Raw genomic sequence first — 24,879 nt, forward strand, 5'->3', positions numbered from 1 at the left:
CCTTCGCAGCACTGACTCGAGGAGCCGGGGCGTCCGTACCGCGGGCGCCCTCGGTCATGTCCCGGCTGCTGACCGCTTCTGCGCGGCGATCACGTCCCGGTACCAGGCGTACGAGGCTTTGGGTGTGCGCCGGAGCGTGTCGTAGTCGACGTGGACGAGGCCGAAGCGCTGGGATGCGCCCTCGGCCCATTCGATGTTGTCGGTGAGCGACCAGGTGAAGTAGCCGCGGACGTCGGCGCCTTCACCGATCGCGCGGTGCAGGGAGCGCAGATGCGAGTCGAGGAAGTCGATGCGGCGCCGGTCGTCGAGACCGTCGTACGAGCAGCCGTTCTCGGTGATGACGACGGGCGGCAGCCGGTCGCCGTACCGCCGGCCGAGCGAGCCGAGCAGTTCGCGCAGTCCGTCGGGGACGACGGGCCAGCCGAAGTCGGTGCGTTCGGCGGCTTCGATCTGCCGCAGGCCGAACGGCAGTCCGTCGGGCATGCCGACTCCGGCGAAGCCGTCGAGCGCGTCCTTCGCGGGGGCACCGACCAGCATGGGGTGGTAGTAGTTCACGCCGTAGAAGTCGAGCGGCTGGGAGATGACCGCCAGGTCGTCGGCGACGGGGCCGGGCATCAGCGCGGCGACATTCTCGTCCGGGTAGGCGCCGGTGAGCAACGGGTCGGCGAACAGCCGGTTGGTGAGCGTGTCGTACAGCTCCGCGGCGAACCGGTCCTCTTCGCCGTCCCCGGCCGTCCACACCGGCGAGTGGGAGACGGCGAGTCCCACCCGCTCGGCGCCGGCCGCCCGCAGGGCCTGGACTGCGAGGCCGTGGGCGAGCAGCTGGTGGTGGGCGGCCGGCAGCGCGTCGAAAAGCAGTCGGCGGCCGGGGGCGTGTTCCCCGAGCGCGTAGCCGAGGAGGGTGACCTCGGCCGGCTCGTTGACGGTCATCCACATCGGGACCCGGTCGGTGAGCCGTTCCGCGACGACGGCGGCGTACTCGGCGAACCGCAGTGCCGTCTCGCGGCGCAGCCAGCCGCCGGCCTCGTCCAGCGCGAGCGGGGTGTCCCAGTGGTAGAGGGTCGGCGCGGGCGTGATGCCGTGGGCGCACAGTTCGTCGACGAGCCGGTCGTAGAAGTCGAGACCGCGGGCGTTGACCGGGCCGCTGCCGCCGGGCACGACCCGCGGCCAGCTGACGGAGAAGCGGAACGCGTCCGCGCCGAGCCCCGCGAGCAGCGCCACGTCCTCGCGGTAGCGCTCGTGGAAGCCGGTGCCCCGCGCGGCGTCGGCGCCGTCCTTGATACGGCCCCGGGCGGCGAAGGCGTCCCAGCCGGACGGCCCCTTGCCCTCGGCGGCGGCCGCTCCCTCGGTCTGGAAGGCGGAGGCGGACGCTCCCCACAGGAAGCCGGGCGGGAAGGCGGGCAGCGGGGGCGGCGGCGTCGACATGCTCCGTGACCTTAATGGCCCAAGCGCCCCGCCTGAAGACCGCGTTGTTGCCAGGATGTGTGGACAGAACATGGGTGGATGGGGCATCGACGACGAGGGGACGCCAGTGCTGCTGTTCGAGGTGTGGGCGCCGAACGCCGAGGAGCGGGTCACCCTGTGGCTCGAGGGTGCCGAGCATCCGATGGAACGGGCGCAGGGCCGGGACGGGTGGTGGGTCACCGAGGCGCCGGCCGAGGACGGCGCGCGGTACGGCTTCGCCCTGGACGGCGGCCCGGTACGGCCGGACCCGCGCTCGCGCCGCCAGCCGGACGGCCCCGACGGCACGAGTGCCGTCGTCGACCAGGACCTCTACACCTGGCGGCAGGACTGGCCGGGCCGCGGCATGAAGGGCGCCGTGCTGTACGAGCTCCACATCGGCACGTACACCGCACAGGGCACGCTCGACGCGGCGGCGGCGCGGCTGGGCGAGCTGGCGGAGCTCGGCATCACCCATGTGGAGCTGATGCCGCTCTGCTCCTTCCCCGGGGTGCACGGCTGGGGTTACGACGGGGTGTCCCCCTGGTCGGTGCACGAGCCGTACGGCGGCCCGGCGGCACTGAAGCGCTTCGTCGACGCGGCGCACGGGCACGGCCTGGGCGTGGTGCTCGACGTGGTCCACAACCACCTGGGGCCGTCCGGCAACCACCTGCCCGCGTACGGGCCGTACTTCACCGACACGCACCAGACACCGTGGGGCTCCGCGGTCAATCTCGACACCCCCGGCTCCGACGAGGTGCGCGCCTATCTGATCGACAGCGCGCTGGCCTGGCTGCGCGACTACCGGCTCGACGGGTTGCGGCTGGACGCGGTGCACGCGCTGGTGGACAACCGAGCGCTGACGTTCCTGGAGGAGTTGGCGGCCGCCGTCGACTCCCTCGCCGGGGACCTGGGCCGCCCGCTGTTCCTGATCGCCGAGTCGGACCGGTGCGACCCTCGGACGACGACCCCCCGTGAGCAGGGCGGCATCGGCCTGCACGCCCAGTGGAACGACGACTTCCATCACGCCCTGCACACCGCCCTGACCGGCGAGTCGCAGGGGTACTACGAGGATTTCGCCCGCGCCCCGATGGCGGCGCTGGCCAAGACGCTGACCCGCGGCTTCTTCCACGACGGCACGTACTCGGCCTTCCGCGGCCGGACCCACGGCCGCCCCGTCGACGTGGCGAACACCCCCGCGCACCGGTTCCTCGGCTATGCCCAGACCCACGACCAGATCGGCAACCGGGCGCTCGGCGACCGGCTCTGCGCCACCCTCTCCCCCGGCCTGCTGGCGTGCGCCGCGATGCTCGTGCTCACCGGCCCGTACACGCCGATGCTCTTCATGGGTGAGGAGTGGGGCGCCGGCACCCCCTGGCAGTACTTCACCGACCACACCGACCCGGACCTCGCGGAGGCGGTACGGGCCGGCCGGCGCCGGGAGTTCACCGCGCACGGCTGGTCCGAGGAGCAGGTGCCCGACCCGCAGGACCCGGCGACCCGGGAGCGTTCGTGCCTGGACCGGTCGGAGCGGGAGCGCGAGCCGCACGCCGGGCTCCTGGCGTGGCATCGCGAACTGATCGCGCTGCGCCGCGCACTGCCGGACCTGTCGGACCCGGACCTGGCGGCCGTGAAGGTCGCCTTCGACGAGCAGGCCCGCTGGCTGGCGTACCGGCGCGGTGATCTGCGGATGGCGGTCAACCTCGCCAAGGAGCCTGCCGAGATCGCGCTGGGCGGCGGCGGACGGGTCGCAGCGGCGTGGGGCGAGGTCGCGCCGCCGGACCGGGACGGGGTGCTGCGGCTGCCGCCGCAGAGCTGTGCGGTCCTCGCGGACTCCTGACGCGCACGGGTCCGGAAACCGGGACCGAGACCGCAGGCGGCGGGCCGGCGGCATCTGCGCGCTGAGGCCGCAAGGCGGGTCGACGGCATCCACCCGCCCGGACCGCCCGGGATCGGATCAGCGGGAATCCGCGCCGGAGCCGCAGGCGGCGGGTCAGCGGCGTCCGGAGCCGTAGGTGGCGCGGCACATCGCGGTGATGTCCGGGTTCGTCAGGCCGTCGGACGCCTCGCACAGGCCGCGCATGTCGTGACCCGCACGGTGCTGCGGCGAGTGCGGCTGCTGCGGCCGGGGGCGGGGCCGGTGCACCCCGCGCTCCGGTTCCGGGACCACCCGGCGGACGGGCGGGGCCACCGCGGGACGCTGCTGCCGGACGGGCCCGCTCCTGCGCTTCGCGGCGGGCTCCTCGGGAAGCGCCTTCTCCTTCGCCTCGGGTCCCTCCCTCGGCCGATCCTCGGGCCCGGTGGGTGCGAGCGTCTGGCGCGGAGACGGCTGGACGGCGCGACTGGTTTCGACGGGCGACGGCGAGCGGTCCTCCGCGGGGGCCAGGCTCGGTACCGGCACGGGCCCCGGCGTCGAGGGGACGGACACGCAGCCGGTCACACCGAGCAGGAGCAGAGCGGCGAGGGTCACGGTCCGGGGAGTACGCATCCGCCCAGCCTGCCGCAGACGGCGCCTCCGACCTGCACCGACGGCCGCGTAACCACCGACAAGAGTGACGTGGGTCAACCGCGCGCCACCCGGGACCGCCCGGTCGGCACCGCCACGCCCCCCGACCCACGCGCCCCGGCCCACCGCGCATCCCGAGCCCACGCACTCGGACCGCCGCTCGGCCCGCCACGCGCCCCAACACCACGCGCCCCGGCCCGGAACACCCGCCCGGGACCGTTCAGCCCTGGTCGTCGCCGGGACGCCGGTCGTCCTCGGCGACCAGGCGTTCCAGCAGCGCCTGGAACTCCTCCCCGATCATGATCTGCAGGCCGTCGCCGTCCTCGACACGGTCACTGAGCTGGGTGAGCCTGCCGCCGTGCCACCAGTAGACGAACGGGCTGATGGCCCCGGGCGTGTCCTCGTAGCCGGTGGCCGCGAAGGCCGCCATCCCGTTGAGAGCGGGAAGGATGCCGGTGTCGTGGATGGCGTGGAACGCGATCTGGTGCCGGAACGGCATCGCCACCAGTGCGCCGTCGGCCGTCAACTCCTCACCGGTGACCTGCCGTACGAGCGTCTCCAGCGCCAGGACCCGGCTGGCCGTGTAGAAGGAGTCGCCGAGTACCACCTCGAAGCGCATGCCCTCGGAGTCCTCGATGGTCTCGTGGGCCTCGACCGGCAGGCCACGGAGGTTGTAGAGCGCCTGCTCACGCAGGTACGGCAGGTCGCCGAGTGGTTCGAGGGCATCGTCCGTGAGCATCATGACGCTCTCCGGAAGGTCGAGCGCGAGGATCTCGTACAGACCGGGGGCGACGGCGCGTGCGTAGGCGAAGTTGCGTGGATCGAGGCCCTCCGCGCCGACGACGCGCGGGTAGAGCTGGGCGCGGATCTGTTCGGCGGGCAGGGTTTCCAGGGCGGACGGCGCGTCCATGGTGCGCAGCACCATGCCGACGTGCTGGCGGACCAGTTCGGGCCAGACGCGGGGGCCCCGTTCGTCGTTGTGGCACACGGCGGCGAGGTTGCCGAGTCCGAACTGACGGCCCGCGCTGTCGGAGACCATGTCGGCGTAGACGGTCACCTCGAGGCCCTTCTCGGCGAACGCCTCGCGGACCTGGGAGCGGAACCGGGTGCCTTCGTCGGTGGAGAAGAAGGAGAACTCGGGGTCCCGGGGCGCATCGCGTCCGTCGCGCTTCGGCCCTCGCCGGAACAACCCCACGTCAACCGCCCTCCGCTCGAACGTGTCAGTGATTCGAGCGTACCGATCCGAGGTGAACGGCGGCGCCCGCCCCTCGCCCGGCCCGCCTCAGGTCGTCGGCTCGACCACGAGGTCGGCCCGGTGCCGCCCGCGTTCGACCAGCCGCGCGTTCGCCTCGTCCGAGTCACGGACCCAGCGCTCGGCGAAGGACCGTTCCTCGCCCGGCCCGCCTCAGGTCGTCGGCTCGACCACGAGGTCGGCCCGGTGCCGCCCGCGTTCGACCAGCCGCGCGTTCGCCTCGTCCGAGTCACGGACCCAGCGCTCGGCGAAGGACCGTTCCTTGCCGTACCGCACATGCCGGTCGATGAGCCGGCGCACCCGCGCCTCCCGGTCGGGTTCCAGGAACCACGTCTCGTCGAGGAGCGGCCGGACACGGGCCCACTCCCCCTCGTCGTGCAGCAGGTAGTTCCCCTCGGTGACGACGAGCGGCACGCCGGGCGCGACCGGGACACTTCCGGCGACCGGTTCCTCCAGCGCCCGGTCGAAGGCGGGCGCGTAGACGGTGACCGTCGGGTCGGGGTCGCGCAGCCGGGTCAGCAGGGCGGCGTATCCGGCGGCGTCGAAGGTGTCGGGCGCTCCCTTCCGCCCGGCCCGCCCGAGGCGGTTCAGTTCCCGCTGGGCAAGGTGGAATCCGTCCATGGGGACGAGGACGGCAAGGCCGTCCAGCGCTTCCACGAGACCCTCCGCGAGCGTGGACTTCCCGGCCCCGGGGGCTCCGGCGATTCCGAGGATGCGGCGGTGCCCGGGCGCGGCGAGACGGCGGGCGCGCTCGATCAGGTGGTCAGGGCCAGGGACGGACATGCCGAGCATTGTCGCACCCGCGTACTACGTATAACGTGCCGAGCATGTCCTTCATCGCCCTGGTCACGCTCGTCGTCCGCGACTACGACGAGGCCATCGCCTTCTACACCGAAACCCTCGGCTTCGACCTGGTCGAGGACACCGACCGCGGCGACGGCAGCCGCTGGGTGGTGGTCCGCCCGCCCGGCTCCGCCCCTGGGACGGGCCTCCTCCTGGCCCGCGCCAAGGACGAGGAGCAGCGCGCGAGTGTGGGTGCGCAGACCGGCGGCCGGGTCGGCTTCTTCCTCCACACCGACGACTTCGCCCGCGACCACACCCGGATGACAGCGGCGGGCGTCCGCTTCCTGGAGGAGCCGAGGCACGAGACGTACGGCTCGGTGGCGGTCTTCGAGGACCTCTACGGCAACCGGTGGGATCTGCTGGAGCCGAAGTAGTGTCCGGCGTACGACGGATCGGGTGCTCGGGGGCTGCTCAACCGCTTTCCGAGTGCCCTCCGCCCGCCACAGGTGGGCGGTCGCGGCGCATCCCGACGGCCCCGGCCGGCCGACGCACACGCGCAACCGGCCGGGACGCCCAAGCCGCGCCGGGCCGACTCGTGCTGTGACCGCACAGGCTCGCCGGGCCGGCGGCGTCGGTACTCGGACTGGCTGCACTCGGTGTGGAAACATTCTGAGCGGTGGCGGAGTCGATCAAACCAAGCTCCCGGCATGTCTGGTCCCATGTTGGTGATCGAGTTGGCGGAGCCGCTCTCCCCGGCTCTGCTGCGGGAGTTCCGCGCGTTGATGGTGGGGCTCTCCTCCCACTTCGATGAGAAGCGGCCCGGGTTCTTCGACGTCAACGTGCCCGCAGAGCGACTGGGTGTCGAGGACAGCCGGGAGGAGGACTGGCGAAAGCCGTTCCCGCTTCCACTCCTCGGCAGCACCTCCGCGGACGATGAACTCACGGCCCTCGTGGGCTTCAATCCGCGGCGCGAGGACCGGCGTCGGCCCTTCCTGGTCTACTTGATGGGGCCCGGATGTCGGCGACGAGGACGTCTTCGAGGCTGAGCACTCGGACGAGCCGGTGGAGGCCGTCCTCGGCTTCAGGCCGACCCACGCCGTCAATGTCAGCGCCGGCTGCAATCGCGACATCGACCACCTGTCCACGCCCCCTGCTGACCGCCGCTGTCATGGACGTCATCGGGGGCGTGGCCAAGGCCGAGCTGCTGGACGGACAGCTGTCGGTCGTCGCCGGCCTTCCGGGGCTGTTGGGGATCGCGGACGACGACCGGACGGCGCTGGGAACGGCGGAGTGCCTGCGGGCCTGGACCGGGCACCCCGCCTTCCGGCCGGTCAAGTAGCCCGGACAGATCCGCGGCGAAAGTGGCGCTGTGACCCGGAAGTGCGACGCGCTCCCCCGCGCTGCCGACGAGCACCAGCCGCTCGCCGGCGGTCTCCGGTTCCTCGCCGTCGGCCCGGTGAGGAACCGACGCCGGGCGGGGTGCGCCGGCGTGCGCCGCATGCCCCTGTCCTCACTCGTGCCCGTGCCCATGGCCGTGCAGCGTAGGGCAGACGGTGCGGCAGGGGTCGCCTGCGCGGTTCGTGCGACGGCGCCCCGGCCCCCCGGCGCCCACCGCCCGGACTGCGGCGGCGAGCCGCCGGGTACCCGGTACGACGACACGGACAGCGAAAGGCCGACCCGAATGACCACACTCCGCCACGAGACCGCCTTCCCCGGCGCACACGCCCTCGTCGAGGGCGCCCCCGGTCTGCGCAGGACCGGGCGCGGGCTGCGGGCCGCACGGCTGCCCGAATGGACGCGGCAGCAGGTGCTCGACCCGTTCTTCGAGCTGGAGGCCGAACTGTCCGCCGGTGCACGGCTCGCGCTGAGCACCGAGGCCACCTCTCTGGAGCTCACCCTGCACGCCGTCCGTGTGCCGGGCCCCGACGGGAACCCGGCGCCCGCCGTGGTCGACCTGGTCGCCGACGGCCGCCTCCTGCGCCGTGAGCCGCTCACCGGCGGGGACCTGATGCTGCCCGCCACGGCGGAGAGCGACGCGGTACTCGTCCCCGGACGGCCGGAGACCGTCCGCTTCACCGGCCTGCCCGAGGGGCGGAAGGAGGTCCGGATCTGGCTGCCGCACACCGCCGTCTGCGATCTGGTGGCGCTGCGCAGCGACCGGCCGGTCATGCCGTCCCCGCAGGCCGCGGCCCTTCCGCGCTGGGTCCACCACGGCTCCTCCATCAGCCACTGCGCGGAGGCCGAGGGCCCCACGGGCATGTGGCCCGCCGTCGCGGCGACCGCCCGCGGCCTCCACCTCACGAACCTCGGACTCTCCGGCAACGCGATGCTGGACCCCTGCGTGGCACGCACGATCCGGGACCTGCCCGCCGACCTGATCAGCCTGGAGATCGGCGTCAACGTCGTCGGTGCGGCGGCGATGCGGCGGCGGACCTTCTGGCCTGCCGTCCACGGCTTCCTCGACACGATCCGGGAGAAGCATCCCGACGTGCCGGTGGTGGTCCTCTCCCCCATTCCGTGCCCGGCCCTGGAGGAGCGTCCGGGCCCGCTCGCCGTCGACCCGGTCACCGGGAGGGTCCGCGCCGTGGGCGATCCGCAGGACATCGCGCTCGGCGCGCTCACCCTCTCCGCCGCGCGGGACCTCCTCGCCCGTCTCGTCCGGGAGCGGCAGCGCACCGATCCCGCCCTGGTCCACCTCGACGGACGGACACTGCTGACACCCGACGAGACGTCGGACCTGCACGACGGGCTGCACCCGGACGCGGCGGCCTGTCTGCGGATGGGCACACGTTTCGCCGACTTCCTCGCCTCGCACGGTGGGGCGTCGTGTGTACTGCGCAGTACGCACACGGGATGAATCCCGGCAGAGACGGCGCACGCGCGGGGCTGCCGTGGCCGACCAGCGCCGCCCACCGCCCACCGCCCACCGGAGCGGTCGCCGCCGCGCCGCTGGGACTGCTGAGAGGCGGCCGGGCCGCCCTGGTCCCGCCGGTGGCGCGACGCCTGCCGTGTCCGGTTGCCGCGCACCGATGCGCGCAGGCGCACCGCGATGTCAGGTCAGCCGGAAGACCGGGCCGCGGGGTGTGAAGGGCAGCACGGCGCCCTGAGGTACCAAAAAGGCGTGCTCGCGCCGGATGCGCAGGACGTCGCACCAGCCGTCGGTGATGACGAGGACCGGGGCCGTCGCCGGGAAGTCGTCGGCGCGCTGCAACAGGTCGATCCCCGGTTGCAGTTCGGTCCCGCCGCGTCCGCGCACCCGGACCCGGCCGGCGATCCCGGTCGGCGGCAGATAGCCGGCGTCGTACGCCGCCGCGTCGCAGAACACGACACGCGCGGCGGGCACGTCGCGGGCCTGCGCGTATGAGGCGATGGCGCCCAGCGCCTTGCCGAGCAGGGCGCTGTTCATCGAGCCGGAGGTGTCGAGGACGACGCCGAAGGTGCAGCGCGGCGTCTCCTCGGCGGGGAAGTAGCGGCCCGCGCGCGGGATGTCCGGCGTGGACGCCTGCCGGCGCGCGGGGCGGGCGTAGGTCCGTACGGGCTCGGGACGGGGCACGTACTCGTCGAACCAGCGGGCGAGCCGCGCGTCCCACGGCACGGGCGGATGGGCCAGCGCCCGGATCTCCTGGACCAGCCCGGCGGGCAGCAGACCGCGCTCACCGTACTGGTGCAGGTCGAAGCCCTGGACGAGGCCCCGCCGGTAGAAGTCGTCCAGGTCGGTGTACGGGCGGGCCGCCGCGTGGGGCAGCGGCTCACCGAGGATGTCACCGACGCCCTTGCCCCGCAGGGTCGCGAGCCGCCGCCCCCGCCGCAGGTCCGTGGTGATGCGGTCGTACACCTCCTCGACGGACAGGTCCTTCAGCTCCGGGTCGTACAGCAGCCCCTCGGGCATGTCGCCGACGCGCATCTGTACGAGCCAGTCGTTGACGACGTAGTCGGCGGCGACGTTGAACAGGTACGGATCGCGGGCACCGCCGCGTTCGCCGTGGCGCAGGGCGGCGTGCAGCATCTCGTGGGCGAGGATGAAGCGCCATTCCTCGTCGGTGAAGGTACGCAGCGGATTGACGTAGATCTCACCGGCGACGGAGCTCACGGCGGCGATCGCGATGCCCTGAACACGGGCGAGTTCGGCGTCGGCGACGACGGTGAGGCCCGCGGCGAGCCCGCCGAGCAGTGGGTACGAGGAGACGAACCAGTTCAGCGCCCGGTTCCAGGGCCGCTGCGGCACGCGCTCACCGGTGACCCGGTCACGGCGGCCGCCCGCCACGTCCATGGCGGCGGACATGCTGCGGGTCAGGGCGTGGGCGAAGGCGGTCTCCCAGTCGGGCACGGTGGTGTCCCAGGAGTGCCAGGTCGTCAGCACCTGGTCGGGATGCTCACCGGCGGTGCCGCAGTGCGCGTAGGCGGCGGGGATGCCGTCGCGGCGCCAGCGGGCGGCGAGTTGCTCCTCGTCGCCTCCCGGATACGTGGCGGGGAGGTGCTCGGGAGGGCTGCCCACGGGGAAGGTGAGCAGGAAGCGGTTGACGACGGTGCAGCGGGCCGCGAGGTCGAAGCGGTCGGGCTGCTCGCGCCGTCTGTCCTTGGCCGCCGGTACGTGGCCGAAGCCGAGATGCAGCAGGCAGTGGGCCAGGGCCCAGGCCCAGCGGTCCGGCTCGACCCGCTTGGTGGGGTGAACGTGGACGACGCCGTTGGAGTCGACGGCCGCCAGTCCCCCGGCCGGGGTGGCGGGGCACTTGGCCTGTCGGCAGAAGTCGGCCGTGACGGCGGCGAAGGCCGAGTTCCGTTTGACCAGCGCGAGGCCCGCCGCGAAAGCCTCCGCTGCCGGGTCCGGCTTGCCCTTCTTCTTCCCCCGGGCGGTGCTCACCGGCGGGCCTCGACCAGCCGGGGCATGTCCCGTGCGGCCTCGACCAGGAACCAGGCGGGCAGCACCGGCTGCCCGTCCGCGTCGTCGGCGATGACGGTCTGGGCGACCTCGACGGAGATCTCCGCGAGCTGCACGAGCAGCGACTTGGAGCGGTGGACGGTCTGGCGCAGGGACGGCGAGACATGCTCCTTCTGCCGCGGCAGGTCCTTCACGAGCCGCCCGCGGAACGCGTCCGCGAGGTAGTAGAGGAGGTCCCGGTCCTCGAGCCGGTTGGGCCAGGAGGCATCGCCCTTGAGGATCGCCTCGATGCCGAAGGTGTGACGCACGATCTTCGCGTAGCCGCAGAAGGAGACGGCGTGCGCGGGCGTGAGCGTGCCGTGCACGAGCACCTTCAGAGTGGCCTCGTCGATGCCGGGCCCGAAGGAGTGCAGGGCGTCGGAGAGCATGTGCCAGGAGCGGGGCGTGGAGAACGGCTCCTCGGTCTTCGGCGGCTGCGACCAGAGGTGGTCGGGGCGGTCGATGAGGTAGTCCGTCACCCAGGGATGGATGCCGTGCTCCCCGGCCCACACCAGCCAGTCCGCCGCCGACGCCCGCAGATGGACATGGGTGAGCCGGTTGACCAGCGCGGACGCGATCGGCCGCGCCAGCGCGTTGTCCGTGGCGCGGTTGCCGGCGCCGATGACGATCGACCCGGCGGGCAGCTCGTACGAACCGATCCGCCGGTCGAGGATCAGTGAGTAGAACGCCTTCTGCACATCGGGGGTGGCGGCGTTCAGCTCGTCGAGGAAGAGGCAGTACGGCTCGTCGCGGGCGATGGCCTCCGGCGGGCAGAACACCGACCGCCCGTCGCGGATCTGCGGCACGCCGATCAGGTCCTCGGGCGCGAGCTGCGTCCCGAGCAGGCTGACGCACTCCAGCCCCAGCGACTCGGCGAACCTCCGCACCAGCGACGACTTCCCGATCCCGGGCGCTCCCCACAGGAACACGGGCCGCACGGTGGCGAGCCCCAGGAGCAGTTCGGGGATCTGGGCGGGAGTGACGGTGACGGCGGCCTGCACGCGGAGGTGTTCCTTCGGGGCTCGGGAGTTCGGGCCCGCCCAGTGTGGGCGTGGCCGATGCCCACGCGCAGCTGATTTTCGCCCGCCCGCCCGGCCGCAGCGGATGTGCACGCGCCCCGCAGCCCGCCCGCCTCCCCAGGACTGATTTCACGCGCCCTCCTTCCCGCGCGGCCGAATCTCGCGCACCCCGCTCGGCCGCAGCCGAATCTCGCACGCCCGCCCGGCCGCAGCGGATGTGCACGCGCCCCGCAGCCCGCCCGGCCGCCGTCACTTCAGGTCCAGCTCCACGCGCACGGTCTTGCCCACCGGCACCCGGTCCAGCACCGACCACCGGTCGGCCAGCGCCGCGACGAGCAGCAGACCGCGACCGCCGTCGGCGAGCGGCGGCGGAACGGCGGCCCGCGCAGGCGGCCGGCGCTCGCCGCGCGTGTCGGAGACCTCGATGCGCGATGTCCGCGGTTGGCAGGTGAGCCGCAGCTCGAAGTCCCGTCCCGGTACGCGCCCGTGCGTCACCGCGTTCGCCGCGAGCTCGGCCACCAGGAGCCCGACGGTGTCGGAGGTGTCGGAGCCGTGCGGATGGCCCCAGGCGTGGAGTTGGTGCAGGGCGAGGTGGCGGGCGAGCCGGGCGCCGAGCCGGGTGGAGCTGAAGCGCTGGATGAACACACGTACGGTTCCGGCCTGTTGGGGCGTGAGCGGTGGTTGCATACCGGCCACCGTGGCGGCCGGCGGTGGCGTCGTCCCAGATCAGGAGCCCGTACGCAGAGCCGGCGTACGGGTGCGCAGGGTGGACGGTACGGGCAACCCGGCGTGACCACGGGCGCGTTGCCGCAGTTGTTCAGGGCCGCCGGGACACGCGGGAGGGCCGCAGATGACGGAGACAGCGGGCGCATCGGGTGGGGAACCCGAGATGCAGGAGAGCCTGAAGTCGTTCGGGGAGGTCGTCAAGGCTTTCCGGAGGCGGGCACGGCTGACGCAGGAGCAGTTCGCGCCACTGGTGCGGTACTCGCTCCCCACGGTGGCGTCGATCGAGCAGGGCAGGCGCTTCCCGCCGGCCGACTTCGTGGACCGGGCGGAAGAGGTGCTCGACGCGTTCGGCACCCTGCGGGGCGCGGCACGGCATCTGTCGCGCAAGCCGGGGCTGGCGACCTGGTTCCGCCACTGGGCCCAGCTGGAGGCGGAGGCGATCAGCCTCTACACGTACGAATGCAGGCTGATTCCGGGCCTGTTGCAGACCGAGGCGTACGCGCTGCGGCTGTTCCGGGACCAGCTGCCGCCGCTCGGGGACGAGCAGATCGAGGCGCAGATGACGGCCCGGCAGGAGCGGCAGCGGCTGCTGACGGAGCGGCCCAACACCGCGTACAGCTTCATCATCGAGGAGCATCTGCTGCGCAGGCAGCTGGACGGGACGCGGACGACACGGGAGCTGGTGGACCATCTGATCGATGTCGCGGAGCGCCGCAACATCGAGCTCCAGATCATGCCGTTGGTCCGGGAGAGCCACGCGGGCCTGGACGGGCCCATGCAGTTGCTGGAGACCCCGGACAACCGGTGGCTGGCCTACTGCGAGGGGCAGGAGAGCGGGCAGCTCATCACCGACCGGAAAGTGGTCAGCATGCTCCAGATGCGGTATGCCAGGATGCGATCGCAGGCTCTCACCCTTCCGGACTCCCTGAGCCTGCTGCGGCAGATGCGAGGAGCGGTATGAGCGGCACCACCGAACTGGCCTGGTTCAAGAGCAGCTACAGCGGCGGCTCCGGCGACTCCTGCGTCGAAGTCGCCCTGTCCTGGCACAAGTCCAGCTACAGCGGCGGCGACGGCGACTCCTGCGTCGAGGTCGCCGCCTGCCCCACCACCGTCCACGTCCGCGACTCGAAGGTCACCGAAGGCCCCCGACTCGCCCTCGCCCCGGGTTCCTGGCGGGCCTTCGTACGCCTCGCCTCGGACGCGGTCGTCTGATGTCCACCCCGAGTCCCGACCCCGCTCACATCCACGCGTCTTGACAGGCAGGGGCGTCCAGGGAGGACGGGCTCGCCCGGGCGGCGGTGAACGACACGCCGGGGGTGGCAGCGCCGAAGGCGGACGCCACCGCCGCGACGATGCGGATCTCCGGGCCCGGCTGTCGTACCCGCGCGGCACGATGACGGGATGATCGGCAACCGGATCAGAACCCCGACCCCGCAGCGTTGCCCGACGACCTGTGCTTCGCCAACGAGGCTATGGTCCTGCGGGGCGTCTTCCCCACTGCCGAGCGCCTCGCGGAGGACGGCCACGGGAGCCGCCCAGACCTCACCACCGGTACCGGTCACTCGATCAGCGTCGACTCGTACGTGAACAGCGGCACTGCGGCGGGCTGCCGAGTTCTGACGGCCGGACAGCCCCTCACCTTCCGGTGTGTGCGGTGAGCTGCGGCTTCCGGTCCCTCAATCGTCGGCGAACAGGTCCTCGGCCTCGGTGACGGTGAGCGCCCGGTCCAGCCACTGGTCCAGGCTGTCCGGGTCGGTGCAGCCGGTGATGCGGTCGCGGGTGCCCTGCAGGGACGGGATCCCACGCTTCTCGAGAACGCGGAGGATCATCTGCGCCCGCGCCTCGACCCGCCCGGCCTCCAGACCCTCTTCGCGGCCCTCTTCCCGTCCCTCTTCGCGGCCCTCTGCGACGCCCTTGAGGTACGACTCCTCGACGATGGTGCCCCGGCCGGGAAAGAAGGTTCCCCTGCTCATCAACGTCCTCCAGATGGTTCGGGCCGGGCTGTCACCCAGGCCGATCTCCAGCAGCTCGGTGAAGTACTCGGCGGATGCGCCGTCGGCGGATCCGATCGCGGAGGCCAGCGCCTCCAGTATTGCAGTGACATTCGGGTCCGCGGCGTGTGTCATCGCCGAGAACGCCGCGAGGGCCAGATCCCGCGCCGCGTCCTCGGCGTCTTTGATCACCGGGATGTTCTCCGGCCCCAGAACCAGCGGATGCACCGCGAGCGCCGTTCGCCACCCCTCCGGCCCCAGCTCGAAGGGGCCTGCGGCCCAGCGCGCCGTCGCCTGGTCCTGACAAGTCACGAGCAGCAGAACGGGGCATTCATACTTCGCGCCGAGGTGGGCGAGATAGTAGGCCCAGCTCTGCGGCTTGACCTTGTCCCGTCGCCCCTGGGCCTCGATGGCGAGCAGGAAGCCACCGGCTCTGCCCGCCGCCGACTGAATGCGGAGCACACTGTCGACCCTGCGCTCGAGCGGGCGGATCTCCGTGGCGTCGGGCGACAGAACCTCCACCGTCGCCGGCGCCGGAAGCGGGACGCCCAGGATCCGGAAGACCGGCGCCAGGAGTTCCGGGCGGTCCTGAAAGATCCGGTGTGACGCCTCGTGTGAGGAAGTGACCATGATCGGAACGCTAGGGACAGTCGACACCTCAGCGGTGCCTTTGACATATGACTACACGCAAGGGTGACAGGCAGGCGGCGCCTTGACCGTGTCGGCCGCAGGCTGGCGCCGGACCGGCCCGCAGCACGCCGGCACTCACGCCCGACGTGGGCGACGCGCCCGCAGCCTCCCGGGCCCACGCGGCGGATCACCGAGCGGCTCTGCGGTACGCGGGTGATCGTCCTGACGACGTTCGACGACGATGACGTCCACGGCGCGCTGCGCGCCGGTGCTGCGGGTTTCCTGGTCAAGGACATGGCCCTGGACGACATCCTCGCGGCCGTACGGGTGGTGGCCGCCGGCGACGGCCTGATCGCGCCCGCCGTGACACGCCGGTTGATCCGCGAGTTCGCCGGCCGTCCCACGAGCACCGGAACCGGGCGGGAGCTGACCGGCATCACCGACCGGGAACGCGAGGTGCTGACGCTGGTGGGGAGCGGACTGTCGAACACGGAGATCGCCGAGACCCTGTTCATCAGCGTCGCCACCGCCAAGACATACGTCACGCGGCTGCTCTCCAAGCTCGGCGCCCGGGACCGGGTGCAACTGGTGATCATCGCGTACGAGACGGGGCTGGTGTCGGTATCGGGGTGAACCGGCCCGCCGGATGACGGGGCGGATGTGCGTCCGGGTGACCTCGGATGTCAGGATGAGGCAATGAGTAACAACGTCTTCTTCGACATCACCATCAACGACGAGCCCGCCGGCCGGATCGTCTTCACGCTCTTCGACGACGTGGTCCCCAAGACCGCGAAGAACTTCCGCGAGCTGGCCACCGGCGAGCACGGCTTCGGCTACGAGGGCTCCTCGTTCCACCGTGTCATCCCCGACTTCATGCTCCAGGGCGGCGACTTCACCGCCGGCAACGGCACGGGTGGCCGCAGCATCTACGGTGAGAAGTTCGCCGACGAGAACTTCCAGCTCAAGCACACCAAGCCGGGCCAGCTCTCGATGGCCAACGCCGGGAAGAACACCAACGGCTCGCAGTTCTTCATCACGACCATCGTCACCGACTGGCTCGACAACAAGCACGTCGTCTTCGGTGAGGTCGTCGAGGGCATGGACATCGTGAAGAAGATCGAGGGTCTGGGCTCGCGCTCCGGCACCCCTTCGGCGAAGGTCACCATCGCCAAGTCGGGCGTCGTCGAGGGCTGACCGGCCCCCACGCATATGCACGAGGGCCCGCCGGCGCACGCCGGCGGGCCCTCGGCCGTTCACGTCACGTCTCGTCCGGCTCCAGCCGCAGCGAAATCGAGTTGATGCAGTACCGCTGGTCGGTCGGGGTCGGGTAGCCCTCGCCCTCGAAGACATGGCCCAGGTGGGAGCCGCACCGCGCGCAGCGCACCTCGGTGCGGACCATGCCGTGGGAGGTGTCGGAGACCAGTTCGACGGCGTCACTGTCCTTCGGGTCGTAGAAGGACGGCCAGCCGCAGTGGGACGCGAACTTGGTGTCGGAGCGGAACAGTTCGGCCCCGCACGCCCGGCACGCGTAGACGCCGGCCGTCTTCGTGTCGGTGTACTCGCCGACGAAGGCGGGCTCCGTGCCGGCCTGGCGCAGCACCGCGTACTCGGCGGGGGTCAGCTCCGCCCGCCACTGCTCCTCCGGCTTCTCCACGTCGTACGCCATCGGTGCGCCTCCCTCAGTTCGACAGACGGGACAGGATCAGCGGACCGAGGTCCGTGACGTCTCCCGCGCCCATGGTGAGAACGTAATCACCGGGCTTCGTCATTCCCGCGATCACGTCCGGCACCGCTGCCTTGTCGTGGACGGCCGTGACCTGCGCGCCGGCGGCCCTGGCCGCGTCGATGACCAGTTCGCTGGTGACGCCGGGGACCGGGTCCTCGCGGGCCGGGTAGATGTCGAGGACGACCGAAGCGTCGGCAAAGGCCAGCGCCTGGCCCATCTCGGTGCCCAGCTCCTGCGTGCGGGAGAAGAGGTGCGGCTGGAAGACGACCAGCAGCCGGGAGCCGTCCGCCGCGCCGCGCATGGCCTCCAGGTCGGCGGTCATCTCGGTCGGGTGGTGGGCGTACGAGTCGATGACCTGGACGCCGGCGGCCTCACCCTTGAGCTGGAGGCGGCGCTTGACGCCGGTGTACGTGCCGATGGCGGAGGCCAGGTTGTGCGCGGGGATGCCGAGGGCGGTACCGGCGGCCAGCGCGGCGACGGCGTTCAGCGCGTAGTGGCGGCCGGGGACGGACACCGTGAAGGTCAGCAGCCTGCCGTTCAGCAGGACGGTGACCTCGCTGGTCAGTCCGCGTGGTGTGATCTTGTGCACACGGACGTCGGCCCCCTCCGACTCGCCGTAGGTGACGACCTTCACCGAGGACACGTCGCGCACCCGGCGGGTGAGCTCGGCGGCGCCCGCCTGGTCGGCGGAGATCACCAGTGTGCCGCCCGGCACGACCTTGCCGACGAAGGTCTGGAAGGACTCGTAGATCTCGTCCATCGAGGCGTAGTTGGCGTGGTGGTCCAGCTCCACGTTGAGGACGATCGCGACCTCGGGGTCGTACTTCTGGAAGCTGCGGTCGCTCTCGTCCGCCTCGGCGACGAAGATGTCGCCGTCGCCGTGCCGGGCGTTCGTGCCCGGCCCGTCGAGGTCGCCGCCGATCGCGTACGACGGGTCGAGGCCGAGCTCGGTCAGGGCGACGGCCAGCATCGAGGTCGTCGTGGTCTTGCCGTGCGTACCCGCGACGGCGATGGAGCGCAGCCCGGTCATCAGGGTGGCCAGCGCGTCGGAGCGGTGGACGACCGGGACGGACAGCTCGGCGGCTCGCACGAGCTCCGGGTTGTCGGCGCGGATGGCGCTGGAGACGACGACGCTCGTGGCGTCCTCGGCCAGGTGCTCGGCCGCGTGTCCGATGTGCACCGTGGCGCCGAGGGAGCGAAGGGCCTCGGCGGTCTCCGAGTCCTTGGCGTCGCTGCCGGCGACCTTCGCGCCGCGCTGGGCGAGGATCTTCGCGATGCCCGACATGCCGGCTCCGCCGATACCGATGAAGTGCGGGCGCTCCATCGCGCCGGGAACGCCGGCAGGAACGGCGGGTGCCATGGTTTCTCCCCAAGCTGTACGACTACGTGCTGCACGACTGCGTGCGGCTGCCCACCCTATTGCCTGCGGGCCTGCTCGCCCTACTGCCTGCGGGTCCGCTCGCCCGTCCGCCTGCGGGTCCGCTCGCCCGCCTGCCTGCGGGTCCGCTCGCCCGCGTGCCTGCGAGTCTGCTCGCCGTATCGCCTGCGGGCCTACTCGCTGTGCGCGAAGAGCTTCAGGACTGGCACGCCGACCTTGTGGCGGGCTCTCGAGGCCCAGTCGCGATGGAAGAACTCCTCGACGTAGTGCGGCTCGGTCAGGACGATGACCTCGTCGGCGTCCGCCTCGTCGACGACCGACTTCAGCTTGTTCAGCGGATGGTCCTCGACGAGGTGGCCGACCGCCTCGCAGCCCGCCGCGCGCAGGGCGGCCAGCGAGTGCTCCAGTGCGCGCTGGGCGGGCGCCTTGGCCTCCGTCCCCTCGGGCTCCTCGCCCTCGCGGACCGCTTCCTTCAGCTCACCGACCGCCACGTCGTCGATCGCGCGCAGCAGCACATCGGCCTGGTCGCCGCGCGGCTGCATGAGGACGATGAAGGCGACGCCCTCCTCGCCGTGCAGGGTGGTGACGAAGTCCACGTCCTCCTCGGTCAGGGGCTTCTCGATCATCAATACGCTTGTGAACACCTCAGGAGCCCTTCTGGGGAAACTGCGGAAACCATCCTTCCCCCGTGCCCGCACGGGGAGCGTGCGCAATCAAGTGTGCCCGCCACAGGCCAAGCAGAACGGTAAATTCCGCTCATTGCCGGATGTGCCTCTCAAAGGCGCCGGTAACGCGTGAACAGGAATCCGGCCTCCTCCAGTACGGAATGCAGGGCGAAGCGCGCCGGATCCGGCAGCCCCGGCCCGCCCGCGATCCGCTGCGCGTCCCCCACGGTCATCGTCGGCGACACGGTCAGGCACAGCTCGTCCAGTACCCCGGCGGCCGCGAACTGACCCAGCATCCTCGGGCCGCCTTCGGTCAGCAGCCGCACCAGTCCGCGCTCCGCGAGCGCGTGCACCGCCCTGGCGGGCTCCACGCCGGGCCCGTCTCCGGCGACGACCACCTCCACCCCGGCCTTCTCCGCCTCGTGGATCCGATCCGGGGAGGCGGCCGCGCCGGTCAGCACCAGGGTCGGCACCAGCGGCTCGGTGAACAGCGGGAGCGAGAAGTCCAGGTTCAGCGAGGCGCTGACCACCGCGATCGCGGGGGCCGGCCCCTGCCCGGCGGCGGCCCTGCGCTCTGCGAAGGCGTCGCGGGCCCGGGCGGGCCGGTAGCCCTCCAGCCGGACCGTCTCCGCCCCCACCACCACGGCGTCGGCCAGGCCCCGCAGGGTGCCGAAGATCCGCATGTCGGCGTCGGAGGAGATCGGCTGCGAGCGGCCGTCGTGCTGGGCGGCTCCGTCGAGCGAGGAGACCATGTTGGCGCGCAGCCACACACCGGTGCCCGAGCTGCGGGCCTCGGCCGCCCCGTGGCCGGGGCTGCCGCCGGCGCCGGCCTCACCGCCCGCGGCGGCGCCCCGCTCGGGGTACGCGTAGGCCGCGGCCAGCTCGTCCAGCGACCACTGCCGGTCGTCGGCTGCCGCTGTCTGGTCGGTCACAGGGAACAGGCGTCGCATACGGTGCAGTCTGGCACGACCCTTACAGTGGAGTACTGTGCCGACCAGCCCGATAACCGAAGCCGCTCCCCTGTCGCTCTGCGCCCGCGAGCCGCACGTCCCCGCCGACCGACTGGTCGCGGAGATGGTGCCGCCGCCGCGTTTCGACTCGGTCCGCTTCGACACCTACGTGCCCGACCCTCAGCAGCCCAGCCAGGTCGAGGCGGTCAAGGTGCTCAGCGACTTCGCCTCCGGCCTCGGCGGCGCGCACGCCACCGGCAGCGGCCGGCGTCGCTGGTTCTCCAGAGCCCCCAAGAACAGGGCCCCCGCGGCCCCCCGCGGTGTCTACCTCGACGGCGGTTACGGCGTCGGGAAGACCCACCTGCTCGCGTCGCTGTGGCACGCCACCCCCGCGGCCCCGTCGCTCAAGGCGTTCGGCACCTTCGTGGAGCTGACGAACCTGGTCGGCGCGCTGGGCTTCCAGCAGACGGTGCAGACGCTGAGCGGACACCGGCTGCTGTGCATCGACGAGTTCGAGCTGGACGACCCGGGTGACACCGTCCTCGTGTCCTCGCTGCTGAGCCGGCTGGTCGAGGCCGGCGTGGCGCTCGCGGCGACCTCCAACACGCTGCCCGGCAAGCTCGGCGAGGGGCGCTTCGCGTCCGCCGACTTCCTGCGCGAGATCCAGGGCCTGTCGGCCCACTTCCGCCCGCTGCGGATCGACGGCGAGGACTACCGCCACCGCGGTCTTCCCGAGGCTCCTCCCCCGTACTCGGACGAGCAGGTCACCAGGGCCGCGTACGCCACCGAAGAGGCGTCCCTCGACGACTTCCCGCACCTGCTGGAGCACCTCGCGAAGGTGCATCCGAGCCGCTACGGGGCTCTGACCGACGGGGTGCGGGCCGTGTGCCTCACCGATGTCCGGCCGGTGCCCGACCAGTCGACCGCACTGCGGCTGGTCGTGCTCGCCGACCGGCTGTACGACCGGGAGGTGCCGGTGCTCGCCTCCGGCCTGCCGTTCGACCGGCTGTTCAGTGAAGAGATGCTGAACGGCGGCTACCGGAAGAAGTACTTCCGGGCGATCTCGCGGCTCACCGCGCTGGCACGTGACGCAAAGCCCTTGGTGGCGCAGTAGGTTTGGGGCCGTAGACCCGATCTGAAGGGAACCATCATGGCCACCACCCGCCAGGCCCACAACGTCTGGGAAGGCAGCCTGCTCGAGGGCAAGGGCGTCGTCACCCTCGACTCCTCCGGCATCGGCGAGTACCCGGTCACCTGGGCGGCTCGGACCGAGCCCGCCGAGAGCGGCAGGACCAGCCCGGAGGAACTGATCGCGGCGGCACACTCCAGCTGCTTCAACATGGCGTTCTCGCACGCGCTCGCCGGTGCGGGGAACCCGCCGGCCCGCCTGGACACCAAGGCGGAGGTGACCTTCCAGCCCGGCGAGGGCATCACCGGCATCCACCTCACCGTCGTCGGCGAGGTCCCCGGTCTGGACGAGGCGGCCTTCGTCAAGGCGGCCGAGGAGGCCAAGCTGAACTGCCCGGTCAGCCAGGCGCTGAAGGCCACGAACATCACCCTCAGCGCGTCGCTCGCCTAGCACAGAGGCGATTGAGGCACCTTGAGGCACAGTGGCCCGCGCGGTTACGTCCCGCGTTCTCCGCGTGATACACCGTGCGGGTCACATCTCCTGTCCGTCCCCCATGGCCTGCGCGGGCATGGGAGTACCCCACAGGGAGTTGCCTCACATGACCGCGACACGACGTGAATTACTCGCCCGTACCGGCGCGCTCGGCGCGGGGATCGCCTTCACCGGGGCTTTGTCCGAACTCTTCGTCGGCACCGCCGCCGCCCGGGGTCACCGCGGGTACGGCCCGCTCGTCCCCGACCCGGACGGGCTGCTCGACCTGCCGAAAGGTTTCCGCTACCGGGTCCTGTCCCGCGAGGGCGACCCGCTGCGCTCCGGTGAAGGCCCGGTCCCGTCCAACCATGACGGCATGGCCGCCCTCCCCGGCCGTCGGGGGCGGGTCCGCCTCATCCGCAACCACGAGAACCGCCACACCGCCAGGATCGGCGTACCGACCGTCGAGGGCCTGACCTACGATCCGGCGGCCAGGGGCGGCTGCACGGCCCTCGAACTCGACGGCCGCGGCAACGTCCTCGGCGAACGCGTCGCCGTCGCCGGCACGGCCGTCAACTGCGCGGGCGGTCCCACCCCTTGGAACACCTGGCTCACCTGCGAGGAGAACGAGGACCGGGCCGGTACCAACGGCTACACCAAGGACCACGGCTTCGTCTTCGAGGTCGACGGCGCCGACCCGCACCGCACCGGAGCCGTGCCGCTCACCGCGATGGGCCGCTTCCAGCACGAGGCGATCGCCGTCGACCCGAGGAGCGGGATCGTGTACGAGACGGAGGACGCGTTCGACCGGCCCTTCGGCCTCTTCTACCGCTTCCTGCCGAACAAGCCGCTCGGCGGCACCGGTTCACTGCGCGCGGGCGGCGAGCTGGAGGCGATGCGGGTACCGGGCGTGCCGGACCTGTCCGAGATCATGGACATCGGCGCGTCGTTCGACCGGATCGAATGGGTGCCCGTACCGGACGGTCAGGCGAAGGAAACCCCGATCAGACTCCAGGACTTCGGGCCGAAGGGCATCACCCATGCCCAGAAACTGGAGGGCTGCTACTGGGGCGGGAGATCGGTGTACTTCGTCTCCAGCTTCGCCCGCAGTTCGCAGGGCTCCGCCGGTGACCACTACGGCCAGGTGTGGAAGTACGAGCCGCACCGCCGGCGCCTCACCCTGGTCGTCGTCTTCGGCCCGGACACCGACGTCCAACTGCCCGGCGAGGCCCCGGACAACATCTGCCTGGCGCCGAGCGGCGGCCTGATGGTCTGCGAGGACGGCGACGGCGCACAGCACGTGTACGGACTGACCAAACGCGGCGAGGTCTACCCCCTGGCACGGAACGCGCAGGCTCTGACATCGGCCGCTGCCGCGGCGGGCGGCACTCCGGAGGAGCCCGAGTGGGGCGAGTTCGCCGGCGTCGCGTTCTCGCCGGACGGGCGCACCATGTACGTGAACTGCTACACGCCCGGCACGACGTTCGCGGTCACGGGGCCGTGGTGCTGAGCGGTTCCGGTCCGACCGGCACCTGACCGGCCGCCCGGCGGCCGGCGGGTGTACGCGCACCCCTGGCCGGCCGGTGCGCGTACACCCGCCGGGTTACGACCGGTCCGGCAGCTTCAGGGGCCGCTCGATCCGCATGACCGGCCGCCCCGGCGCAGTGGGTGCCCCACTGGCCGGCGAGCCGGGCCGAAGGAACAGTCCTCGCCCACCCCCGTCGGCCGTCCTGGCGTGGCGGGGACCGGTGCCGTGGATCTCACAGGTGCGGGTCCGGCCGCGGATGAGCTCTTGCCACAGCGGCATGGCGCCGTCACGGACGGCGTTGCCGGCTCGCCGGCGGCCGTTTCGGCCCCGTATGCCCTGCGGCTACTCGCCCACCGGTTACTCGACCACGATCTCGACCGGGAGGTTGCCGCGGGTCGCCTTGGAGTAGGGGCAGTACGCGTGGGTCTTCTTCAGCAGGTCCTGGCCCGCCTCGCCCTGGAGGTGGTCGGGGAGCTCGACGCGCATGATCACGGAGAGGGCGAAGCCGCCGTCGGCGGCGTCCTTGCCGATGCTGACCTCCGCGGTCACCGAGGCGTCCTTGACGTCGATCTTCTCCTGGCGGCCTATCGCGCCCATGGCGCTGGCGAAGCACGCGGCGTACCCGGCGGCGAAGAGCTGCTCGGGGTTGGTGCCGAGGCCGTTGCCGCCGAGGGGCGCGGGGAAGGCGAGCGGCAGGTCGATCTGGCCGTCCGAGCTGACGGCACGGCCCTCGCGGCCGTTGGCGGTGGCGACAGCGGTGTACAGCGCGTCCATGGGTGAATCCCTCTTCATCTCGATCGGGGTCGTGGTCGGATCGGAAACCGACTCCATGAATGGAAGCACACAATTAAGTTGTGCACAACTTAGTGGGGCGCAGCTTGGTATGGTGAGACCATGGAGAAGAAGACACTGCGGGACGTTCCGGACGAGGACTTTCTCCGCCTCGAGCACCAGATCTGCTTCTCGCTGCACGCCGCGTCGCGTGCCTTCAACGGCGTGTACCGCACCGCGCTCAAGGAGCTGGGGCTCACCTACCCCCAGTACCTGGTGATGCTGGTCCTCTGGGAGCACGGCGAACTGCCGGTCAAGCAGATCGGCGAACACCTGCGGCTGGACTCGGGGACGCTGTCACCGCTCCTGAAACGCCTCGAGGCGGCGGGTTACGTGGAGCGCCGGCGCAGCGCGGAGGACGAACGCTCGGTCGCCGCCCGGCCGACCGCCGCGGGTCGCGCGCTGCGGGAGCGGGCGATCGGCATGCCGCGGCGGATCGCGGAGGCGACGGGGCTCTCACTGGAGCGGATCCGTGCGCTGCGGGAGGAACTGGACGCGCTGACGACGAGGCTGGACACGAGCGCGTAACGCCTGCGGCGGGCTGTCCCCTACCCGCCCCTTCCCGAAACCGGGCTCCGCCCGGACCCGCCCACCGCGCGGAGCGCGGTGTCCTCGGGGCTCCGCCGTGGACTCCCGTACCGCATCTCCCGCGGTACCTCCGGAGGCTCCGCCCCGGACCCCCGTAACGCGTCTCGCACGGTACTTCCGGGGGCTGCGCCCCGGACCCCTTCCCCTCGAACGCCGGCGAGGCTGAATCTCGCTGCGCGACGTCGGCCCGGCTGGGGGCACTTCCCACGGCCGCCAGGCCGTAGGAGGTTCGAGGCCACCGCGCTCCGCGCGGTACCGGGCCCGGGGCGGAGCCCCGGACCACTCCCGAAGGGCGTGGCGGGGTCGGGGCTTGCCCCGGTTCGGGAAGGGGCGGGGAGGGGAGGGGCG

At 72.0% G+C, this 24,879-nt stretch carries 26 protein-coding genes and 1 pseudogene; 14 read left to right on the forward strand and 13 right to left on the reverse strand.

Annotated features, from left to right (window positions below; all coding sequences use genetic code 11):
• Nucleotides 1-54: 54 nt before the first annotated feature.
• Complete coding sequence (locus tag AB0903_RS25370; protein ID WP_366706491.1) at nt 55-1,425, reverse strand: GH1 family beta-glucosidase; 1,371 nt, start codon at nt 1,423-1,425, stop codon at nt 55-57.
• Between the two features lie 109 nt (nt 1,426-1,534).
• Here AB0903_RS25370 and treZ point away from each other — a divergent pair, with 109 nt between their 5' ends.
• Nucleotides 1,535-3,280, forward strand: a complete 1,746-nt coding sequence (gene treZ, locus AB0903_RS25375; RefSeq protein ID WP_366706584.1) for a malto-oligosyltrehalose trehalohydrolase — start codon at nt 1,535-1,537, stop codon at nt 3,278-3,280.
• 153 nt (nt 3,281-3,433) lie between these two features.
• Here the strand turns inward: treZ and AB0903_RS25380 are convergent, their stop codons facing one another.
• The 3 genes from AB0903_RS25380 to AB0903_RS25390 all read right to left on the reverse strand — a co-directional run bounded on the left by AB0903_RS25380 (nt 3,434) and on the right by AB0903_RS25390 (nt 5,981).
• Complete coding sequence (locus AB0903_RS25380) at nt 3,434-3,928, reverse strand: hypothetical protein (RefSeq protein WP_366706493.1); 495 nt, start codon at nt 3,926-3,928, stop codon at nt 3,434-3,436.
• 238 nt (nt 3,929-4,166) lie between these two features.
• A complete protein-coding gene (locus AB0903_RS25385; protein WP_366706495.1) occupies nt 4,167-5,141 on the reverse strand; it encodes a hypothetical protein in 975 nt (324 codons plus the stop codon).
• A gap of 210 nt (nt 5,142-5,351) precedes the next feature.
• Nucleotides 5,352-5,981: a nucleoside/nucleotide kinase family protein gene (locus AB0903_RS25390; protein WP_366706497.1), complete on the reverse strand. Its 630-nt coding sequence runs from the start codon at nt 5,979-5,981 to the stop codon at nt 5,352-5,354.
• Between the two features lie 44 nt (nt 5,982-6,025).
• Here AB0903_RS25390 and AB0903_RS25395 point away from each other — a divergent pair, with 44 nt between their 5' ends.
• The 4 genes from AB0903_RS25395 to AB0903_RS25410 all read left to right on the forward strand — a co-directional run bounded on the left by AB0903_RS25395 (nt 6,026) and on the right by AB0903_RS25410 (nt 8,838).
• A complete protein-coding gene (locus tag AB0903_RS25395; RefSeq protein WP_366706499.1) occupies nt 6,026-6,415 on the forward strand; it encodes a VOC family protein in 390 nt (129 codons plus the stop codon).
• A gap of 273 nt (nt 6,416-6,688) precedes the next feature.
• Nucleotides 6,689-7,027: a DUF6368 family protein gene (locus AB0903_RS25400; RefSeq protein WP_366706501.1), complete on the forward strand. Its 339-nt coding sequence runs from the start codon at nt 6,689-6,691 to the stop codon at nt 7,025-7,027.
• 56 nt (nt 7,028-7,083) lie between these two features.
• Complete coding sequence (locus tag AB0903_RS25405; protein WP_366706503.1) at nt 7,084-7,320, forward strand: DUF6368 family protein; 237 nt, start codon at nt 7,084-7,086, stop codon at nt 7,318-7,320.
• A 342-nt stretch (nt 7,321-7,662) separates the two neighbouring features.
• Nucleotides 7,663-8,838 carry a GDSL-type esterase/lipase family protein gene (locus AB0903_RS25410; RefSeq protein ID WP_366706505.1) on the forward strand — a complete coding sequence of 392 codons (1,176 nt, stop codon included), beginning with the start codon at nt 7,663-7,665 and terminating at the stop codon, nt 8,836-8,838.
• Nucleotides 8,839-9,033: 195 nt separating this feature from the next.
• On the opposite strand, the gene AB0903_RS25415 is transcribed toward AB0903_RS25410, so the two are convergent.
• From AB0903_RS25415 to AB0903_RS25425, 3 genes are all read right to left on the reverse strand, one after another.
• The gene (locus AB0903_RS25415; protein WP_366706507.1) at nt 9,034-10,842 is read right to left on the reverse strand and encodes a hypothetical protein; all 1,809 of its coding nucleotides are present in this window, start codon (nt 10,840-10,842) and stop codon (nt 9,034-9,036) included.
• Entirely contained in the window at nt 10,839-11,900 is a 1,062-nt protein-coding gene (locus AB0903_RS25420; protein WP_366706509.1) for a MoxR family ATPase, read from the reverse strand. Before AB0903_RS25420 ends, AB0903_RS25415 begins: the two co-directional genes overlap by 4 nt.
• 267 nt (nt 11,901-12,167) lie before the next feature.
• Nucleotides 12,168-12,605 (reverse strand): ATP-binding protein, encoded by a 438-nt coding sequence (locus AB0903_RS25425; RefSeq protein WP_366706511.1) that lies wholly within the window; start codon nt 12,603-12,605, stop codon nt 12,168-12,170.
• Between the two features lie 163 nt (nt 12,606-12,768).
• On the opposite strand from AB0903_RS25425, the gene AB0903_RS25430 reads away from it, so the two are divergent.
• The 3 genes from AB0903_RS25430 to AB0903_RS25440 all read left to right on the forward strand — a co-directional run bounded on the left by AB0903_RS25430 (nt 12,769) and on the right by AB0903_RS25440 (nt 14,302).
• Entirely contained in the window at nt 12,769-13,605 is an 837-nt protein-coding gene (locus AB0903_RS25430) for a helix-turn-helix transcriptional regulator (RefSeq protein WP_366706513.1), read from the forward strand.
• Nucleotides 13,602-13,856, forward strand: a complete 255-nt coding sequence (locus tag AB0903_RS25435) for a DUF397 domain-containing protein (RefSeq protein ID WP_366706515.1) — start codon at nt 13,602-13,604, stop codon at nt 13,854-13,856. Before AB0903_RS25430 ends, AB0903_RS25435 begins: the two co-directional genes overlap by 4 nt.
• Nucleotides 13,857-14,083: 227 nt before the next feature.
• Nucleotides 14,084-14,302 carry a hypothetical protein gene (locus AB0903_RS25440; protein ID WP_366706517.1) on the forward strand — a complete coding sequence of 73 codons (219 nt, stop codon included), beginning with the start codon at nt 14,084-14,086 and terminating at the stop codon, nt 14,300-14,302.
• A gap of 18 nt (nt 14,303-14,320) precedes the next feature.
• Here the strand turns inward: AB0903_RS25440 and AB0903_RS25445 are convergent, their stop codons facing one another.
• On the reverse strand, nt 14,321-15,265 hold the full coding sequence (locus AB0903_RS25445; protein ID WP_366706519.1) for a hypothetical protein: 945 nt from the start codon (nt 15,263-15,265) through the stop codon (nt 14,321-14,323).
• Nucleotides 15,266-15,472: 207 nt separating this feature from the next.
• Between AB0903_RS25445 and AB0903_RS25450 the strand changes: the two are divergent.
• A pseudogene (locus AB0903_RS25450) lies at nt 15,473-15,898 on the forward strand (response regulator transcription factor); the annotation flags it as partial.
• A gap of 63 nt (nt 15,899-15,961) precedes the next feature.
• Nucleotides 15,962-16,459, forward strand: a complete 498-nt coding sequence (locus tag AB0903_RS25455; protein ID WP_366706521.1) for a peptidylprolyl isomerase — start codon at nt 15,962-15,964, stop codon at nt 16,457-16,459.
• A gap of 64 nt (nt 16,460-16,523) precedes the next feature.
• Here AB0903_RS25455 and msrB read toward each other — a convergent pair whose 3' ends face one another.
• The 4 genes from msrB to AB0903_RS25475 form a co-directional block, all read right to left on the reverse strand.
• Nucleotides 16,524-16,931, reverse strand: coding sequence for a peptide-methionine (R)-S-oxide reductase MsrB (gene msrB, locus AB0903_RS25460; RefSeq protein ID WP_366706523.1), 408 nt, complete (start codon nt 16,929-16,931; stop codon nt 16,524-16,526).
• Nucleotides 16,932-16,944: 13 nt separating this feature from the next.
• The gene (gene murC, locus AB0903_RS25465; protein WP_366706525.1) at nt 16,945-18,351 is read right to left on the reverse strand and encodes a UDP-N-acetylmuramate--L-alanine ligase; all 1,407 of its coding nucleotides are present in this window, start codon (nt 18,349-18,351) and stop codon (nt 16,945-16,947) included.
• A 191-nt stretch (nt 18,352-18,542) separates the two neighbouring features.
• Entirely contained in the window at nt 18,543-19,013 is a 471-nt protein-coding gene (locus tag AB0903_RS25470; protein ID WP_366706527.1) for an indole-3-glycerol phosphate synthase, read from the reverse strand.
• A gap of 131 nt (nt 19,014-19,144) precedes the next feature.
• Nucleotides 19,145-19,984: a pyrimidine reductase family protein gene (locus AB0903_RS25475; protein WP_366706529.1), complete on the reverse strand. Its 840-nt coding sequence runs from the start codon at nt 19,982-19,984 to the stop codon at nt 19,145-19,147.
• Nucleotides 19,985-20,021: 37 nt separating this feature from the next.
• Here AB0903_RS25475 and zapE point away from each other — a divergent pair, with 37 nt between their 5' ends.
• The 3 genes from zapE to AB0903_RS25490 all read left to right on the forward strand — a co-directional run bounded on the left by zapE (nt 20,022) and on the right by AB0903_RS25490 (nt 23,094).
• Nucleotides 20,022-21,098 carry a cell division protein ZapE gene (gene zapE, locus AB0903_RS25480; protein ID WP_366706531.1) on the forward strand — a complete coding sequence of 359 codons (1,077 nt, stop codon included), beginning with the start codon at nt 20,022-20,024 and terminating at the stop codon, nt 21,096-21,098.
• 36 nt (nt 21,099-21,134) lie between these two features.
• Nucleotides 21,135-21,563 carry an OsmC family protein gene (locus AB0903_RS25485; protein ID WP_366706533.1) on the forward strand — a complete coding sequence of 143 codons (429 nt, stop codon included), beginning with the start codon at nt 21,135-21,137 and terminating at the stop codon, nt 21,561-21,563.
• A gap of 148 nt (nt 21,564-21,711) precedes the next feature.
• Nucleotides 21,712-23,094, forward strand: coding sequence for an alkaline phosphatase PhoX (locus AB0903_RS25490; protein WP_366706535.1), 1,383 nt, complete (start codon nt 21,712-21,714; stop codon nt 23,092-23,094).
• A 375-nt stretch (nt 23,095-23,469) separates the two neighbouring features.
• Here AB0903_RS25490 and AB0903_RS25495 read toward each other — a convergent pair whose 3' ends face one another.
• Nucleotides 23,470-23,886 (reverse strand): organic hydroperoxide resistance protein, encoded by a 417-nt coding sequence (locus AB0903_RS25495; protein ID WP_366706537.1) that lies wholly within the window; start codon nt 23,884-23,886, stop codon nt 23,470-23,472.
• A gap of 120 nt (nt 23,887-24,006) precedes the next feature.
• Between AB0903_RS25495 and AB0903_RS25500 the strand changes: the two genes are divergently transcribed.
• A complete protein-coding gene (locus AB0903_RS25500; protein WP_366706539.1) occupies nt 24,007-24,471 on the forward strand; it encodes a MarR family transcriptional regulator in 465 nt (154 codons plus the stop codon).
• Nucleotides 24,472-24,879: the final 408 nt, after the last annotated feature.

Source organism: Streptomyces sp. NPDC048389 (assembly GCF_040706335.1).
Classification (GTDB): domain Bacteria; phylum Actinomycetota; class Actinomycetes; order Streptomycetales; family Streptomycetaceae; genus Streptomyces.

What these genes read in the sequence shown, in the direction of transcription:
- AB0903_RS25370 (WP_366706491.1), bottom strand. Translation starts at nt 1,425, where the DNA reads ATGTCGACGCCGCCGCCCCCGCTGCCCGCCTTCCCGCCCGGCTTCCTG.
- AB0903_RS25380 (WP_366706493.1), bottom strand. Translation starts at nt 3,928, where the DNA reads ATGCGTACTCCCCGGACCGTGACCCTCGCCGCTCTGCTCCTGCTCGGT.
- AB0903_RS25390 (WP_366706497.1), bottom strand. Translation starts at nt 5,981, where the DNA reads ATGTCCGTCCCTGGCCCTGACCACCTGATCGAGCGCGCCCGCCGTCTC.
- AB0903_RS25395 (WP_366706499.1), top strand. Translation starts at nt 6,026, where the DNA reads ATGTCCTTCATCGCCCTGGTCACGCTCGTCGTCCGCGACTACGACGAG.
- AB0903_RS25400 (WP_366706501.1), top strand. Translation starts at nt 6,689, where the DNA reads ATGTCTGGTCCCATGTTGGTGATCGAGTTGGCGGAGCCGCTCTCCCCG.
- AB0903_RS25405 (WP_366706503.1), top strand. Translation starts at nt 7,084, where the DNA reads ATGTCAGCGCCGGCTGCAATCGCGACATCGACCACCTGTCCACGCCCC.
- AB0903_RS25410 (WP_366706505.1), top strand. Translation starts at nt 7,663, where the DNA reads ATGACCACACTCCGCCACGAGACCGCCTTCCCCGGCGCACACGCCCTC.
- AB0903_RS25425 (WP_366706511.1), bottom strand. Translation starts at nt 12,605, where the DNA reads ATGCAACCACCGCTCACGCCCCAACAGGCCGGAACCGTACGTGTGTTC.
- AB0903_RS25430 (WP_366706513.1), top strand. Translation starts at nt 12,769, where the DNA reads ATGACGGAGACAGCGGGCGCATCGGGTGGGGAACCCGAGATGCAGGAG.
- AB0903_RS25435 (WP_366706515.1), top strand. Translation starts at nt 13,602, where the DNA reads ATGAGCGGCACCACCGAACTGGCCTGGTTCAAGAGCAGCTACAGCGGC.
- AB0903_RS25445 (WP_366706519.1), bottom strand. Translation starts at nt 15,265, where the DNA reads ATGGTCACTTCCTCACACGAGGCGTCACACCGGATCTTTCAGGACCGC.
- AB0903_RS25455 (WP_366706521.1), top strand. Translation starts at nt 15,962, where the DNA reads ATGAGTAACAACGTCTTCTTCGACATCACCATCAACGACGAGCCCGCC.
- msrB (WP_366706523.1), bottom strand. Translation starts at nt 16,931, where the DNA reads ATGGCGTACGACGTGGAGAAGCCGGAGGAGCAGTGGCGGGCGGAGCTG.
- murC (WP_366706525.1), bottom strand. Translation starts at nt 18,351, where the DNA reads ATGGCACCCGCCGTTCCTGCCGGCGTTCCCGGCGCGATGGAGCGCCCG.
- AB0903_RS25475 (WP_366706529.1), bottom strand. Translation starts at nt 19,984, where the DNA reads ATGCGACGCCTGTTCCCTGTGACCGACCAGACAGCGGCAGCCGACGAC.
- AB0903_RS25485 (WP_366706533.1), top strand. Translation starts at nt 21,135, where the DNA reads ATGGCCACCACCCGCCAGGCCCACAACGTCTGGGAAGGCAGCCTGCTC.
- AB0903_RS25490 (WP_366706535.1), top strand. Translation starts at nt 21,712, where the DNA reads ATGACCGCGACACGACGTGAATTACTCGCCCGTACCGGCGCGCTCGGC.
- AB0903_RS25495 (WP_366706537.1), bottom strand. Translation starts at nt 23,886, where the DNA reads ATGGACGCGCTGTACACCGCTGTCGCCACCGCCAACGGCCGCGAGGGC.
- AB0903_RS25500 (WP_366706539.1), top strand. Translation starts at nt 24,007, where the DNA reads ATGGAGAAGAAGACACTGCGGGACGTTCCGGACGAGGACTTTCTCCGC.